This window comes from Microbacter margulisiae (assembly GCF_014192515.1).
Classification (GTDB): domain Bacteria; phylum Bacteroidota; class Bacteroidia; order Bacteroidales; family Paludibacteraceae; genus Microbacter; species Microbacter margulisiae.
In genome coordinates this window covers 739,637-754,323 of record NZ_JACHYB010000002.1, presented here as the reverse complement: position 1 = coordinate 754,323, position 14,687 = coordinate 739,637, and the positions used below count along the sequence as shown (strand labels likewise).

At 37.4% G+C, this 14,687-nt stretch carries 10 protein-coding genes; 8 read left to right on the top strand and 2 right to left on the bottom strand.

All coding sequences use genetic code 11. The annotated features are described in order from the left end of the window. Positions 1 to 3 precede the first annotated feature (3 nt). From FHX64_RS12140 to FHX64_RS12125, 4 genes are all read left to right on the top strand, one after another. Positions 4 to 1,635, top strand: a complete 1,632-nt coding sequence (locus FHX64_RS12140) for a hypothetical protein (protein WP_183414101.1) — start codon at positions 4 to 6, stop codon at positions 1,633 to 1,635. A 272-nt stretch (positions 1,636 to 1,907) separates the two neighbouring features. Next, positions 1,908 to 2,279: a DUF3244 domain-containing protein gene (locus FHX64_RS12135; protein WP_183414100.1), complete on the top strand. Its 372-nt coding sequence runs from the start codon at positions 1,908 to 1,910 to the stop codon at positions 2,277 to 2,279. Positions 2,280 to 2,461: 182 nt separating this feature from the next. Next, entirely contained in the window at positions 2,462 to 3,790 is a 1,329-nt protein-coding gene (locus FHX64_RS12130) for a DUF6734 family protein (RefSeq protein ID WP_183414099.1), read from the top strand. Between the two features lie 147 nt (positions 3,791 to 3,937). Beyond that, complete coding sequence (locus tag FHX64_RS12125) at positions 3,938 to 6,349, top strand: outer membrane beta-barrel protein (RefSeq protein WP_183414098.1); 2,412 nt, start codon at positions 3,938 to 3,940, stop codon at positions 6,347 to 6,349. Between the two features lie 169 nt (positions 6,350 to 6,518). On the opposite strand, the gene FHX64_RS12120 is transcribed toward FHX64_RS12125, so the two are convergent. Beyond that, positions 6,519 to 7,682, bottom strand: coding sequence for an IS4 family transposase (locus FHX64_RS12120; protein WP_183414097.1), 1,164 nt, complete (start codon positions 7,680 to 7,682; stop codon positions 6,519 to 6,521). A gap of 164 nt (positions 7,683 to 7,846) precedes the next feature. On the opposite strand from FHX64_RS12120, the gene FHX64_RS12115 reads away from it, so the two are divergent. The 4 genes from FHX64_RS12115 to FHX64_RS12100 all read left to right on the top strand — a co-directional run bounded on the left by FHX64_RS12115 (position 7,847) and on the right by FHX64_RS12100 (position 12,527). Continuing rightward, on the top strand, positions 7,847 to 7,993 hold the full coding sequence (locus FHX64_RS12115) for a hypothetical protein (protein WP_183414096.1): 147 nt from the start codon (positions 7,847 to 7,849) through the stop codon (positions 7,991 to 7,993). Between the two features lie 164 nt (positions 7,994 to 8,157). Continuing rightward, the gene (locus tag FHX64_RS12110) at positions 8,158 to 9,444 is read left to right on the top strand and encodes a radical SAM/SPASM domain-containing protein (protein WP_183414095.1); all 1,287 of its coding nucleotides are present in this window, start codon (positions 8,158 to 8,160) and stop codon (positions 9,442 to 9,444) included. Between the two features lie 169 nt (positions 9,445 to 9,613). Then, on the top strand, positions 9,614 to 10,270 hold the full coding sequence (locus tag FHX64_RS12105) for a GIN domain-containing protein (RefSeq protein ID WP_183414094.1): 657 nt from the start codon (positions 9,614 to 9,616) through the stop codon (positions 10,268 to 10,270). Positions 10,271 to 10,310: 40 nt separating this feature from the next. Next, complete coding sequence (locus tag FHX64_RS12100; protein ID WP_183414093.1) at positions 10,311 to 12,527, top strand: peptidase domain-containing ABC transporter; 2,217 nt, start codon at positions 10,311 to 10,313, stop codon at positions 12,525 to 12,527. Positions 12,528 to 12,805: 278 nt separating this feature from the next. Here FHX64_RS12100 and FHX64_RS12095 read toward each other — a convergent pair whose 3' ends face one another. Continuing rightward, positions 12,806 to 14,050: a YdcF family protein gene (locus tag FHX64_RS12095; RefSeq protein WP_183414092.1), complete on the bottom strand. Its 1,245-nt coding sequence runs from the start codon at positions 14,048 to 14,050 to the stop codon at positions 12,806 to 12,808. Positions 14,051 to 14,687: the final 637 nt, after the last annotated feature.

The following is a 14,687-nucleotide window of genomic DNA, read 5'->3' as shown; positions in this document are numbered from 1 at the left end:
AGTATGCGCCGTTTCCTTTCCTTTCTTTTGCCTGTTCTATTGCTTACAGCCTGTGGACACACTCCACCACAGGACAAAGTCTTGCTTGCCAAAGCCGACAGCCTGATGGATGCATATCCTGAAAGCGCCCTGATAACATTACGGCATATCAGAAACCTCCGGCAGCTCTCCTCTTCCGATCACGCATGGTATGCCCTGTTGATGAGCCAAGCACTCGACAAATGTAATATTGAAGTACAATCTGACTCCCTTATCCGTATCGCCACACATTATTACAGAGTAAACGATCCAGTCCGTGCAGGATATGCATGGTTCTACATGGCCCGTGTGGATGAAAATCGCGGAAATAGCGAAGGTCAGGCAGCAGCGTTGCTTAAAGCCCAGACATACGCTACTCAAAGCTGTAATAACAAACTGCTTGGCTTTGTTTATGGAGATAAAGCCAAAATGTACCAGGATCAAAACCAAGTGGATAGTATGCTACATTATAATCTTTTGGCATATTCCAATCTGAAAAAAGCAGGAGATCAAAGAAATTCTATTGTCAGCCTATTAGTAATAGGCTACAGTTACTATCTGGCAAAACAGTATCAGAGTGCATTATCATATTATAATTTGGCATTAAAAGAGTGTTCAACAAAAGAGCCCTTTTTAATTTCTTCTATTCATCGGCAGCAATGCCTGACATATTATTGTTTGAAAAAGTATCATCAAGCACTTCATTTTGCCAGGTTGTCAACATCAAGCTCTGACATATACAACTATAGTAAAATGATTGATTTGGCAATGGTTTTTAATAAACTCAATCAGCTTGATTCTGCTGGTTTTTATTTGAGAAAATGTGAGAATCCACACGAAATGGCTTCTGAATATTATCAAACCCTAATCAATATTGGTGCTAAACAAAAACAATGGAATGCTGTTATTTATTATACCGACAGGCTGGTAACTGCTAAAGATTCACTGTATAAACATTCCTTATCGGAAAGCTTTGCCGGGGTGGAGAAGAAATATCATTACAAAAATGTCATTTCTCAAAATAAATCACTGATTATCAAGAATCAGCAGAGTCATATTGCCATTCTTTTCCTGTTGTTGATTATAAGCATAGGCGGAATTGTTTTTTCTCTTTTTAGAAATAAACAAAATGAGAAAATGTTGGAGCAGCAGCGTTTATTGACCAGTAAAGAAAAAGAATTGGCTCTTCACGCAGAAGAAAGAGTTGCAACACTGCAAAAACAGATCAATGCACAACAAAATGCCTTAAAGGCTCTTTCTAAATTAAGACGCAAGATGAGAGAATCTGCAAAAGTCAGGTTTCCTGAGGATAGGATGTCCACTCACCTTCTTGATGACACAGATCAGGAAACTATTGATCAAATCATAAAAGATGTGGTCGAAAATGTAGATTTACTTTATAATAATATATCCAAACGATTGATGGATTTCTTTCCTGATCTTTTGGAAAATGAAATTCTGATTTGCTGTTTTCTGCTGGCCGGTTTTGATAATGTTACTATCTATACCACCCTTCATCTTCAACCAGGTTCCTACAATGTCAAACGGACAAATCTTAGGAAAAAGCTGCACCTTGACCACGAAGCTGAATTAACCGATTTTCTCGCCAAATTTTAGCCCTGTTTTTTATATCTGTAAATGTCATTTTTTCCGATTAGTATGCAGGAATGTCATTTATTGTGTTATGTTGCTGAAATATAATGTGATGCAAGAGTGTTAATTGTGTGTAAATTAGTATGATTTGTTTACAGGATAATTTGGGTTATCTGAAGGATAGCCTGTAATTTTATCCTGCAAAGAAAATGGTATAAGAATTACTACAATAATAATTGATAGTCATGTTGTATGGTTTTCTTCGAAAGTTATTTATTCTAATTTATAGTTTCACAGTGAAAACCTACAAATCTTTTTTATTTCCAATATTGATTATTGTCTTGTTGATGATTTATCCCGAATCATCTCGAGGGGATGATCCTACAAATCCTAATCCTCCAATTAAAACACAATCAACTCAAATTTACACTCCCTGTCTTGTTTCTCAAGATGGTTCTGTTATTACTGTTGAGTTTACTGCTAACTGTGGGTATGTGACTATTTCTCTAGTAGATAGCTTCAATAATATTGTTTACGAAACCAGTATGATTGGTTCTGTAGATTCATCGATGGCGATAAATACTGCCGGATGGACGAGCGGGACTTATATATTGGTAGTGACAAACGATAGTGGTGCCATATTTACCATAAATGTGGATATTCCGTAAATCAGTTTTTATATCAGGCTAAAATGTAATTTGATATGGAAGGTACGGTTATTCATTTTTGATTATATGCCATGAATCTGATAGAAAGATATTAAATCGGTAAATTTTACAACATAAATCAGTTGTAAGTATATAGATAATAAAGCGTCTATATAATCTAAGTCTCATTAAAAGCATTTTGCATGAAAGTTATTCAATCATTTTGGGGAGGTCAACATAAAAGCATTCAAAACAGCTATGGTTGGTTAGACTATAAATTCCATTGGCTGGGATGGATGCTGAGTTGCCATCAATTAGTGAAATATTATAATGACGTAGAACTTTATACGGACGAGTTCGGGTATGATATTTTAATTTGCAAATTACATCTTCCATACACAAAAGTCCATGTCATACTCGATGAACTCAATAATTTACCCAACGATCTTTGGGCAATGGCTAAAATAAAAACATACTCCATGCAAAAAGAACCATTCCTGCATGTGGATGGTGATGTTTTTATCTTTGAACCTTTTCCTGAAGAATTTATTAATTCCCCACTTATTGCACAGAACAGGGAGTTTACGACAACCTATTACCGGGTCATGTGGGATAAAATATATCCGAATCTGGAATATTTACCCGAACAAATGGAAAGCTTTCATCAGGGACGTAATAATTTAGCTTATAACATGGGCATTGTTGGTGGAAATGATGTCAGTTTCTTTAAACGTTACAGCCGGCTCTCGTCTGATTTTGTTTATCAAAATAGTCAGATCTGGGATAAAATCAATTTATTCAACTTTAATGTATTTTTTGAGCAGGTTCTATTTTGTGAGTGTGCTGATTCCGAGGAAAAAACGATTGATGTATTGATCAACGGGGATATTGGAGACAATGAGTATACAGGTTTTGGCGATTTTGACGCTGTACCCGATAACAGGAGATACCTGCATTTAATAGGCGTATTCAAAAGAGATGCTTGGACATGTTATAAGATGTTGCAGTATTGCTGGTATCATCATCCGGAATGGATTAAAACTCTTTTTGATCTTACCATCCCTGATTGGAGTCAAAAGTTTGATTTTCGATTTACAAAAGATGAGAATGATGAGTTGATCGAATGGTATGCAAAACATTTGGAAGAAGAGGAAATAACTGCCACCCGGTTATTAGCACGGGATCTTTTTACTTATGAACAAATCAGGAAAATCGACAGCTATGAACAGGAAGGGCTTGACTATAAAATTACCTTGTTGCCAGAAATAATGATCAGGGAAAAACAAAACGGAGGTCATAATGTAAGCACCAAAGAAATATTTGAGTATAGTTTTTCTATTGATCTGGATCAAATGAGCGAAGTGATATTATATGAATTGAGCACCTCCAGGCTAAAGTCAGAATTATATGCCGCCATGCTTAGCCATTTTGAAACAGCTCCTTCTCCTGAAGATGCAGAAAAGCTACAAGCGGTACTGCTTGAGCATATTAAATATTACATTGGCCTTAAGATTATTACAATTTATATTTGAGATTTGAAAATTTGAAGATGGAAAATTTTGAAGTTAAAGACGATATGTTGTCGAATGTTTGACATCCAACTCACGATATATACAGATCTGTTTAAAGTTTGAAAAGTGCATTTGATATCGAAATAAATGAGGTAAATTTTTATATTTATGAATCTTCTACTAAAACCCTTTTCCTGCAAGCGCTGTTTGCTACTGCTCTTTGTATTCAATAGCCTGGTGATCTGGAGCCAGGTTGAATTGCGGGGCAAAGTCGTAACCCCAAACCACCAGGGCGTCGATTTCGCAGAGATAGACCTGTTGAAAGACAGCACCTTTGTCAAACAGGCCCTGTCCGATACCGATGGAACCTTCACGATAGCCATTAAAAAAGGACGATATGACCTGCAGGTCAGGCAATGGGGAAAGCTATTGAAAGACACCACGCTACTATTGGAGCACAATATAAACATAGGCAACATATTCATAGATCCCACCCAAATGCTGCACGAAGTCGTAGTAGAAGGTCACCAAAACCTGTTTGAACGCAAGCCCGACCGGCTGGTCTTCAATGTCGCCAATTCCATCATCAGCACAGGCGGCGACGCCCTGGACGCTTTACGCGTCACGCCCATGCTGCAAGTGACAGACGACCAGATCAGCATGATAGCCAAAAGTAACCTGATGGTCATGGTAGACGACCGCGTTATCCCCCTCAGCGGCCAAGACCTGATCAGCTACCTGAAAACCATCCCTTCATCCAGCATCAAAAGCATAGAAGTCATCACGACCCCACCGGCCAAATACGAAGCAGAAGGCAACAGCGGTATCATCAACATTGTGCTGAAGAAAAACCGGACGGATTCCTGGAACCTTAATCTGCGTGGCACTTATACACAAGCTACCTATCCAAGCGGTAATGCCGGAGCTGACTTTAACTACAAGAAGGGAAGGATGTCCATGTATGCTAATGTTACCACCGGAGCCGGGAAAAATTTATTTCAGATGAAGAACCTGATCTATTATCCCGATGAAACATGGATATTGACAGCTCCCTTTCGTGGAATCAATAAATATGCGAATGCAGATATGGGAATTAATTATAGAATGAGCGATCGATGGGAAATCGGGGCCATGTATTTCGGAACGATTTCAAGAGATCATCGTGGAAATAACTCTATATTAACTACGATATACAATAATGCAGATAACTCAATCAAAGAGTTTATGCCTACTACAAAAACTAGTGATTTTTATAGTAATCTCCATGCCGTGAATCTGAACAGCACGATCAAACTCGATACGCTGGGGAAGAAAATAACGGTTGATCTGGATTATTTTATCAACCACAGTCATGATTCCATCAGTAATTGGGGAAACAGCCTCTATCCGGACCAAAGTATGATCCCCGGTTCCTATTATGCCAATATGAACCGGAATAAAGGAAAAGTAATCAACTATTCGGCCAAGATTGATGTGACGTTACCCTATTCATGGGCCAGCCTTGACTTTGGCGGAGAGGTATCCTTTACCAACAATAATAACGACTATATTTTTTACGACAACACGACAGGGCAGCCGGTGGTGGACAACAACCAAACCAATACCTTCCGCTATCGGGAGAACATCCAGGCAGCCTATCTGTCAGCCAGCAAGAAGCTCTCTAAGGTATTGAGCGCACAGGCCGGGTTGCGGTTGGAAAACACGGAGACCCAGGGCTATTCCCAAACGTTGAATCAGACAAACAACCATAACTACCTCAAGCTATTTCCCACCTGCTACCTGACCTACCAATTGGGCGGTGACAAGTCTATTGCATTGAGTTACAGCCGCAGAATTAACCGTCCTGCCTATAATGATTTGAATCCTTACAAATCGTATTTGAATTCTTATGATTACAACGAAGGAAATCCTTTCCTGCTTCCTTCCTTTTCCAATAATGTAGATTTTTCAATCACGACAGATCATTTCGTGCATGATTTTTGGTACAGCAGTTTTACAGGGGATATCTACACATTTCCTTTTATTGATCCCACCACCCAGGTGATACGTTACTATCCGGAGAATTGCATTGATTACTACAGCACAGGTATTTCCGAATCCTTCACATTTAATAAATTATGGTGGTGGAACTCGTACAACAATGCCGTCTGTTATTATATCCGGAAGAGAGCGACGATACCCGAGGCTATGCCATTACTCCACAAGGTAAGCGGGAACTTCACTACCAATAACGATTTCATGCTCAATAAAAAAAGAACCCTGATGTTCAATCTCGGTTTCTATTATGAGTTCCCTTATTTAGCGGCTTACAACAACGTGGATGCCACCTGGTATGCCTATGCAGGGATTAAGATGCTGTTGTTAAAGGAAAAATTAATCTTATCGTTAACAGCAAACGATCTGTTCAGGACAGACCATGCAAAATCTACTGTTCTCTCAAATAATATTAGATATACATTTGATAATTATGGTGATACGCAGTATTTACGTCTGGCGGTAAGCTATAGATTCGGGAATAAGCTTGTCCGGGTAGAAAAGCGCAATGTAAGCAATGAAGATGAACGGGAAAGAGTGAAATAATATTCTTGTATTTGTTTATAATTTGTATTTTCAGTACATATTCTGCAAGTAAGGTGGCCAATTACAAGCGAATCAATGTATTTAAAATAGATTTTTGATTGCAATCGAAAGTAGACCGATAATGATTCTATGTCTATAATAAATAACTATGAATCGCCATTAGTGTCCACTAAAAAAAATTAAGAGTCAGTTGATCTGACGAGAGTTCTTTGACATCGTTTCTATCTGTATTAAAAAACAGCTCACCAATTGGTGATTTGTCCAGCAGAGATATTCCTAATATCTGCAGGACTTCATATGTTGAGCGTTTAATCATAAGTTCATTTTCAATGATTGCAACCAGGCAATATGAAATTACCGCAGTGTATATTTGTATTCTGACAGCATTTTCTGTCATCCCCCAAAAGGACTTAATTTTTAAGTGTTGCTTAATCCATTTGAAGAATAACTCTACTTGCCAACGGTTTTTATAAAGTAATGCTATCTGTTCAGAAGTTAGTTCCATGTTGTTCGTCAGGTAAACAAATGTTCTGTTTGTTTCCTTGTCGTAATAAACAACTTTTCTAATTTCATCCGGATAATATTGCGATATATAAAATCCTGTAAGTTTACCGATTTGATCACTCATCACTCCGTTTCTTTCATTTACGGGATTCATTTGAGTGTACTGGAACTGAAGATTTTTCTTGGCTCTAATCACAAAATAAGCTGTATGCTTTGTGATATTATAAAGCCTTTTGTAGTCTACATATCCACGGTCAAATACATAATACGCACCAGATTCATAAGGAATTACATCCATTGCATTCATGTCATTTACAGTAGCGTTTGTAATATGAATGAATGCCGGAATCTGTGTTGTTATGTCATAGAGCGTGTGAAGCTTAATACCCGCTTTTGTTGTACGAAACTTCGCCCACCAAAACACATTCAAACATAAATCAATGGTCGAAGAATCAAAAGCATAAACTTTACCGTCTATTTCAAAGTTATCGTTTGCCCGACGCTTTCGGGCAATTTCAATCAAATAATAGGCATAGTCTCCAAAGATTTTACTATCACGTTTTTCATTTGCTTTGGAAAGATTACTTCGGGTAACATTTTTTCCAAATCCCAAATGATATTTCTTCTGGCGATGTGCCTCTATAGCTAAAATCAAATCCCGAAGGCTATCGCGATTTGAAAGTTGACCAAACATCATTACCAACAATTGATTCCAACAACTGAAATGTTTTACATATTTGTTGCCTTCATACTTGGCGACAAATCCGTCAAAAACACGTTGAGGTAAAAACTCAATCATTTGTGCAAAAATATATTTTCCTGTATTCATTGCCCGTTTTTTTACATTTCGGGCAAGATAAAAAAATCAAATCGTCACGCAATATATTTGCTCGGAAAATACTGATAGAAAAGGATTTCAAAGAACTATTAATGAGTTTTAGTGGACACTAATGATGAATCGCTATTAATTAATATGTTTAATATTTTATTGTTATGGAAACAACGAATAAGTTAACCAAGCTTTCCGAAGAAAATGGAATTTTCAAAGGTGGATTTGCCTCATTAACAACAGAGCAGCTTAGTAAATTAAAAGGAGGAAGTGGGGTAACCAATAATGGAGTATGTTTAAATAAGTGCTAAAATGTAACTGTCCATATTAATTCGATTTTTAATTGAATTATGAATAAAGAAAGGGGAAGATTTCTTCCCCTTTTAATGGACTCTATTATGTGTATTAAACAGTTCTGTGTTATACCCATGAATATCAATTTTCATTTTGTAAATCAATTAATTTATTTTGTCCTATGAGGGTTAGTCAATATAACATTTTTTTTCCACATCTGCACTATGTGGTCGGATATAATGCCTTAGCAGATGACTTTATTTTTTTAACTGTGGAACTATATGAATTGTTTAGTAATACTCTTCTGGAAGATATCAACAGGCTGGAAACTCTTCATCCTGATTTCTGGAATTTACTTGTTGCAAAGAGTTTCTGTATTCCGGAACAGACAGACGAATTACAAAAAGTAAAAGATTTGGTTTATTCAATTGACCGGAATTCGGAACATTATCATCTCATTATTAATCCGACGTTGAACTGTAATTTTAAATGCTGGTACTGCTACGAAACGCATATTCCTGGTTCAAAAATGAATAAAGACACTATTGAAAAAATTAAAAGACATATTGCCAAGAAATTGAGCAACGGAATTATTAAACAATTTACTGTCAGTTGGTTTGGTGGTGAGCCGTTGCTGTATTTTAAACAAGTAATACTTCCTATGCTTGAGTTTGTTCATGAATATACAGGCAGCAGGGATATTCAATTTAATTCTGATTTTACATCAAACGGCTTATTGATCGACGACAACATTTTGTCAGCATGCAAAAACTTACACGTTACTCAGTGGCAAATAACCTTGGACGGGCATAGGAAACGGCATAATCAGGTACGCTATATCGGCCAGGGGAAAGAATCTTATGATCTTATTGTGGCAAATATTAAGCGATGCTTGCAAGCAGGTATGAAAGTAACTTGCAGAATCAACTTGTCAAAGGAAACATTAACGGAAGATGTAACGCAGATTATTGAAGATTTCTCGGATTTATCTTCAAGCGAAAAACAGTTGATTGATTTTTCCTTTAATAAAGTATGGCAAGAATCTACAGACCTTCACACAGAGATATTACAAATCATTAAATTTTTCCACGATCAAAATTTTGTGGTGAACTATAATAAGTTCATTGATACTGTCAGGAATTCTTGTTATGCGGATAAGATGAATCAGGCCACGATTAACTATAATGGAGATGTTTTCAAATGTACAGCCAGGGATTTCATTCCGGAAAGCAAGGAAGGTATATTGACAGAAAAAGGTGATATAGAATGGAATAAAAAATATTATGAAAGGATGGATGCCAAATTTCATAATCCTTCATGTTTGATTTGTAAAATCTTGCCTATATGCAATGGGGGATGTTCTCAACAGGCATTAGAGCATAAAGGGAGGGAATATTGTATTCATAATTATGACGAAAATATAAAATTAGACATCATCCGAGATAAGTTATTGTATGTTATAAATTAAATATGTCGTTATTTTTAATATATACATTATCACATATCCGATCTTTAACAATAAAATAAGGATTATAGTATGAGGCGAATATGCCAAAGCATATCCTCGTACCATGTGAGAGAATGCTTACATTTTATAATGGAGTTTCCTATAACTCTGAAAAATCAATTATAAATATATGAGATATCTTGTCATACTTACATTTCTACTGGCTAGTATTTTGCATATGCAAGCTCAGATCGTAAAAGAAGTACGTGTGAATACTGCTGGTACCATCCATACGGTCAAAATTAACGACGTTGCCGCCGTCTGTTTTTTAGCGGGCAGCACCTACAAGGTGGAAATCGAAACAGAAAAAGCAAATCAGCCCAATGTTACAGTTACAGAAACCAACCATCAGCTTGCGATAGACGTGACACACAAATTAAACTCCAAACGCTGCATTGCCTATATTACGATACCCAATAAACCGGTAACCATCATAGCCAGGAATGTAGCCAGTTGTTATACAAGCCCAAACAGCACCCTGGAACTCGATAACTTACAGTTTGACGCCCGATCGGTAGCCAGTATCAAAATGAATCTTATATCTAATGTTTTTAACTGCACGTTCAATGCCGTTGCCTATGCAGAGATGACAGGCTCTGCCAACCGGTGCAAATTTGATTTTACCTCCACCACGGATATAAAAATGGGGAATTTTAAGATCAAGGATCTGGATTTAACGGCCCACAGTGGTATTTCTATGAGTCTTTATGTAAGCAAGCAGTTGAAATCCGATGTAAATAATGTTATGCATTTTGACCTTGCAGGACATCCTCTTATTATAAACTAACGCCTCCTCTTTAATTTCAACAATATACGATTTAGGTTGAATGAAATTTACGCCTCAGCATGATCAAATGGACTGTGGTCCGGCCTGTCTTTCAATGATTGCAAGTCATTATGGGAAAGAATATAGCATACAGTTTTTACGGGAAACATGCTATCTTACCCGGGAAGGGGTGTCTTTATTGGCTATCGTCCAAGCGGCTGATAAGATGGGGATGACTACTTTGTCGGCTAAATTGACTGTCGATAAATTAATCGAACTTGTACTTAGCTCACAAGTACCAATGCCCTGTATTCTGCACTGGAACCAAAGTCATTTTGTTGTCTTACGTAAAATAAACAGAAATTCATTGACAAGAAAATATACTTTTCAACTTGCAGACCCCGGACATGGTTTTATTACGTTATCACAAGATAAATTCGAAGCATCCTGGCTTTCGGAAGATAAAGAAGGTGTGGCCATGTTTGTCGAACCCACTCCTAAATTCTATGAGCTTAATCCTCAGAAAAATGTAAAATTCTCAATACGATATTTGCTTGATTATCTGATTCCCTTCCGTAAGCATTTATCTGTCATGCTTATCCTTTTGCTGATTGGGAGTGGATTAAATTTGATTTTTCCGTTTCTGACACAAGACCTTATTGATAAAGGGATAAATCATAAGAATCTGAATCTTATTGTCCTAATCCTGATTGCACAGCTCTCTTTGTTTGTCGGAGTCATTGTTATAGAAATACTGCGTAACTGGATAACGCTTATTGTAGGAGCGCATCTTAGCATCAATATTATATCCGATTTCTTGAAAAAGATCTTTAAATTACCTATTAAGTTTTTTGATTCCAAAATGGTAGGAGACCTTCAGCAACGTATCCAGGATAATGAACGTATTGAGCATTTTATCACATCCCAAAGCATACTTACAGTATTTTCCATGATTACATTTATCGTATTCTTTGGTGTCTTGTGTTATTATAGCTATGAAATATTAGCCATTTATCTGGTTTTGACTATTGTTGCTGTATTTTGGTCATTTGCATGGTTGAAGAAAAGAAAAATTGTGGATTATTTTAGGTTTCAGGAGCAGAGCCGGAATCAAAGTTCAATATACGAAATTCTGAATGGAGTTACTGAGATGAAACTTAACCAACTTGAAGATTATAAACGAAATGAATGGGAAGAAATACAAAAGAAATTATTCAAAATTAATATCAGAATTTTGAGATTAGATCAATTCCAAAACTCAGGATTCGAGTTCTTCAATCAATTAAAGAATATTCTGGTAACATGTTTAGCTGCTTATTTTGTCGTACAGGATAAGATGACATTGGGACAATTGATGAGTGTTTCCTATATCATAGGGCAAATGAATTCTCCTGTTAATCAACTAGTCACCTTTTTTCGCTCATTACAGGATGCCCGTTTATCCTTGGAGCGTCTTAATGAAGTACAACAAATTGCAGAGGAAGAGCAGCCTAATCAAATTCATTTATTGGACAAATCCCTTAATGAGCATATAGAAAGGCACGGAATTCAGATTAATAATCTCTCATTTCAATATCAAGGGCCCATGTCTCCTTTTGTGTTAAAAGATATTGACTTGTTTATTCCCGAAGGGAAAGTTACAGCTATAGTAGGAATTAGCGGAAGTGGCAAAACAACCTTGATGAAATTATTACTTAAATTCTATGAATCAGTTCAGGGTGATATATTCTATAATGAATATAATATAAATGAGCTATCGGCAAAAAGTCTACGTGAGAATGTTGGCGTAGTTATGCAGGATGGTTTTATATTTTCCGATACAATGGAAAGAAATATTGCTACAAGCGACAGCACAATAGATAATGAAAGGTTACAGCAGGCGGTTCAAATTGCATGTATAAAGGATTTTATTGAGGAATTACCTCTTGGGTATAAAACCAAAATAGGCTCAATTGGGAATAGTATTTCCGGAGGGCAACGGCAACGCATTTTAATTGCTCGTGCCGTGTACCGAAATCCACGATATATCTTTTTGGATGAAGCAACGAGTTTTTTAGACGCTAAAAGCGAAAAAATGATCCATGATAACTTAAAAAAATTCTTTGTAGGGAAAACGGTTATTATTATTGCCCATCGCCTTTCAACTGTAAAAAATGCAGATCAAATAGTCGTTTTGGAAGAAGGAAAGATAGTTGAAATAGGGTCTCATGAAGAGTTAACACATAAACAAGGAGCTTATTATCAATTAGTAAAAAATCAATTAGAGCTAGGAAACTAAAGCAAAGCGAGGAGAAAACTGCAAATTTCATTCTCACTCCACGATACAACAAGCAGATTACAAGTTATTTTACGGGATTAATTCAAAACAAATAAGAAAATAAATTAATGACTTAATGTTCACGTTCGTGAATTTATAGGCAGAAAAGAATTAAAAATGTAGATCCGCTGATTTATATCATAGTACACAATAGTTCTTTATGCAAAGCGATGGGGACAGGGCGGCGGGATGCCACTCTGTTCTTATTTTGATTAAAGAGCATGTGTGCTTCCGCTTTTTCAGGGATCGAGAGGTTCAAACGGATTAATCTGCAGGGCTACTTCTTGGGGATAAAATTCAATTGCCCGTTTTGACACACGTTTTCCCAGACGATACGGAACCATGTTCAAATCCGTTTCGCATCGTTTTGCAAACATGCCCTGATCTTTAATATAGTTGATGTGCGATTCGGAGGAAGTCATTAGGGCTGGCCGATCCAATGGAAATCCTTTCCTAATCATGATTCTTACCGTGTTGCGTACATTGGTGTTAGTATGCCTTGCATGGGGTTCCATAATGATGGCATCTTCGGGAATCCCCCACCTTTTCATCAGGTACTTCTTCATTTCGTAGGCTTCGCAATAGGGCGTATGGTATGGGTGGACTTTTCCGCCCGAAACAATGATGAAGGGAGCCAGGTGCTTTTTGTACAAGAGAGCGCCATAAGCAGCTCTTAATCTTCCGAACGGACTGATCTCCGTGTTGAGGGTCTCCGGTCCGGCGCCTAACACCAATATTGCTGTGTAAGAATATTTTGCCCAGTTAGTATGCATTATTTTGGCATAGCTTTTTTGGTTTACTCCTTTTCCCAATGGTTCATAATCGATGGCCAGATCCCTGTCATTAAAATCCAGAATGGTTTGTACAGCGGTGAGTGGCACAGCAAAGAAAGCATTATTCCCGGAGACAATTGCTTCGATATTTTGCTGGCATGCGGGTAGGATTCCCTGGGTATAGTATGCGCTGTGTACATTGAAAGAGATGGAATCTATGGAGGCATATTCAGGTCGTTTTGCCGCTGCATACACATCGATTGCGTAATTCATCCCATTGGCATCCTGATCCCAAATGGCTTTCAGCAGGCTTTTCCCCTGAAATTTTTTTGCCAGCAGGATGTAGCACCCGGAAGGAAGGATGTGCCGTTGTATCATACTATCCAGAATAGTTCCGGGTGTATAGAGCGCTGCCAAACGGTTGCCTATGTCATCTATCTCTTCCGGGGAAAATTTAAATGCTGCAATGATCTCCGCAGAAGTGGTTGCCGCTGCTAATTTCTGTTGTTTTTCCTTACTTATTGCGCAGAGAACCGGATCGTTGGTGATGAGTTTTCTGGCTGCCGGAAGATGTTCGAGTAAAGAGACGAAATAATAGTTCTTGGTTTCAACGCTGGCCGGCGCCAATAGTTTGTAGCCGGGAACCACCTGTGCATAAGCATATATAAGGGTGGCAGTCAATAAAAAGACAATGGATAGCAGCTTCTTCATATGGTGTAATGTTGTTTGTAAGGAGGTATAAAATGTTGTATCACCTCATATCGGTTTTCTGTAGCAAATATACATAGGGGATATATGATTTCCATGGAACGGGGTTAGAAGATTTTATTCAAGGTTGATCCTTTCAATCGGGAAGGAGAGGATCCACTTCAGGGGATTTTTCGTATCTCCCAAGCTTTTTTTTTCGTGTAAAAGACAAATTCAGGATCGATTTAGCTTTTTCAGAGGCATGATGTAGGAATTTTTTTGCAGGATTTCCGTAAAGATTTTAGCGAAAAGAGGGGAAAAAGGGAATGCTGAGGACAAGACATTGGGGTTTTTTTCTATTTTTTGAGAGAGGAATTTGATTATTCAGGATGGATAATCATGATATGGGAGGGTATTTTGGATGTATTTTGGCCTTATTTTTTCATTTAGGGCAGAGTCCGGTGGATAAATGGGGGAAAAATATATTCTTATATTTCAGTTTGTTGTATGTTTTTTGAGGGAAAATAGGATAAAAAAGGGGGATAAATTTGGAATGGGAATAAAAAAGGGCTTATCTTTGCAGCCGCTTTGCCAGGGGACATGAGAGTTCCTGATCAGGGGGGCGGAAAAAAAGAGCACAAGATATTTTGCAGACCGAAAA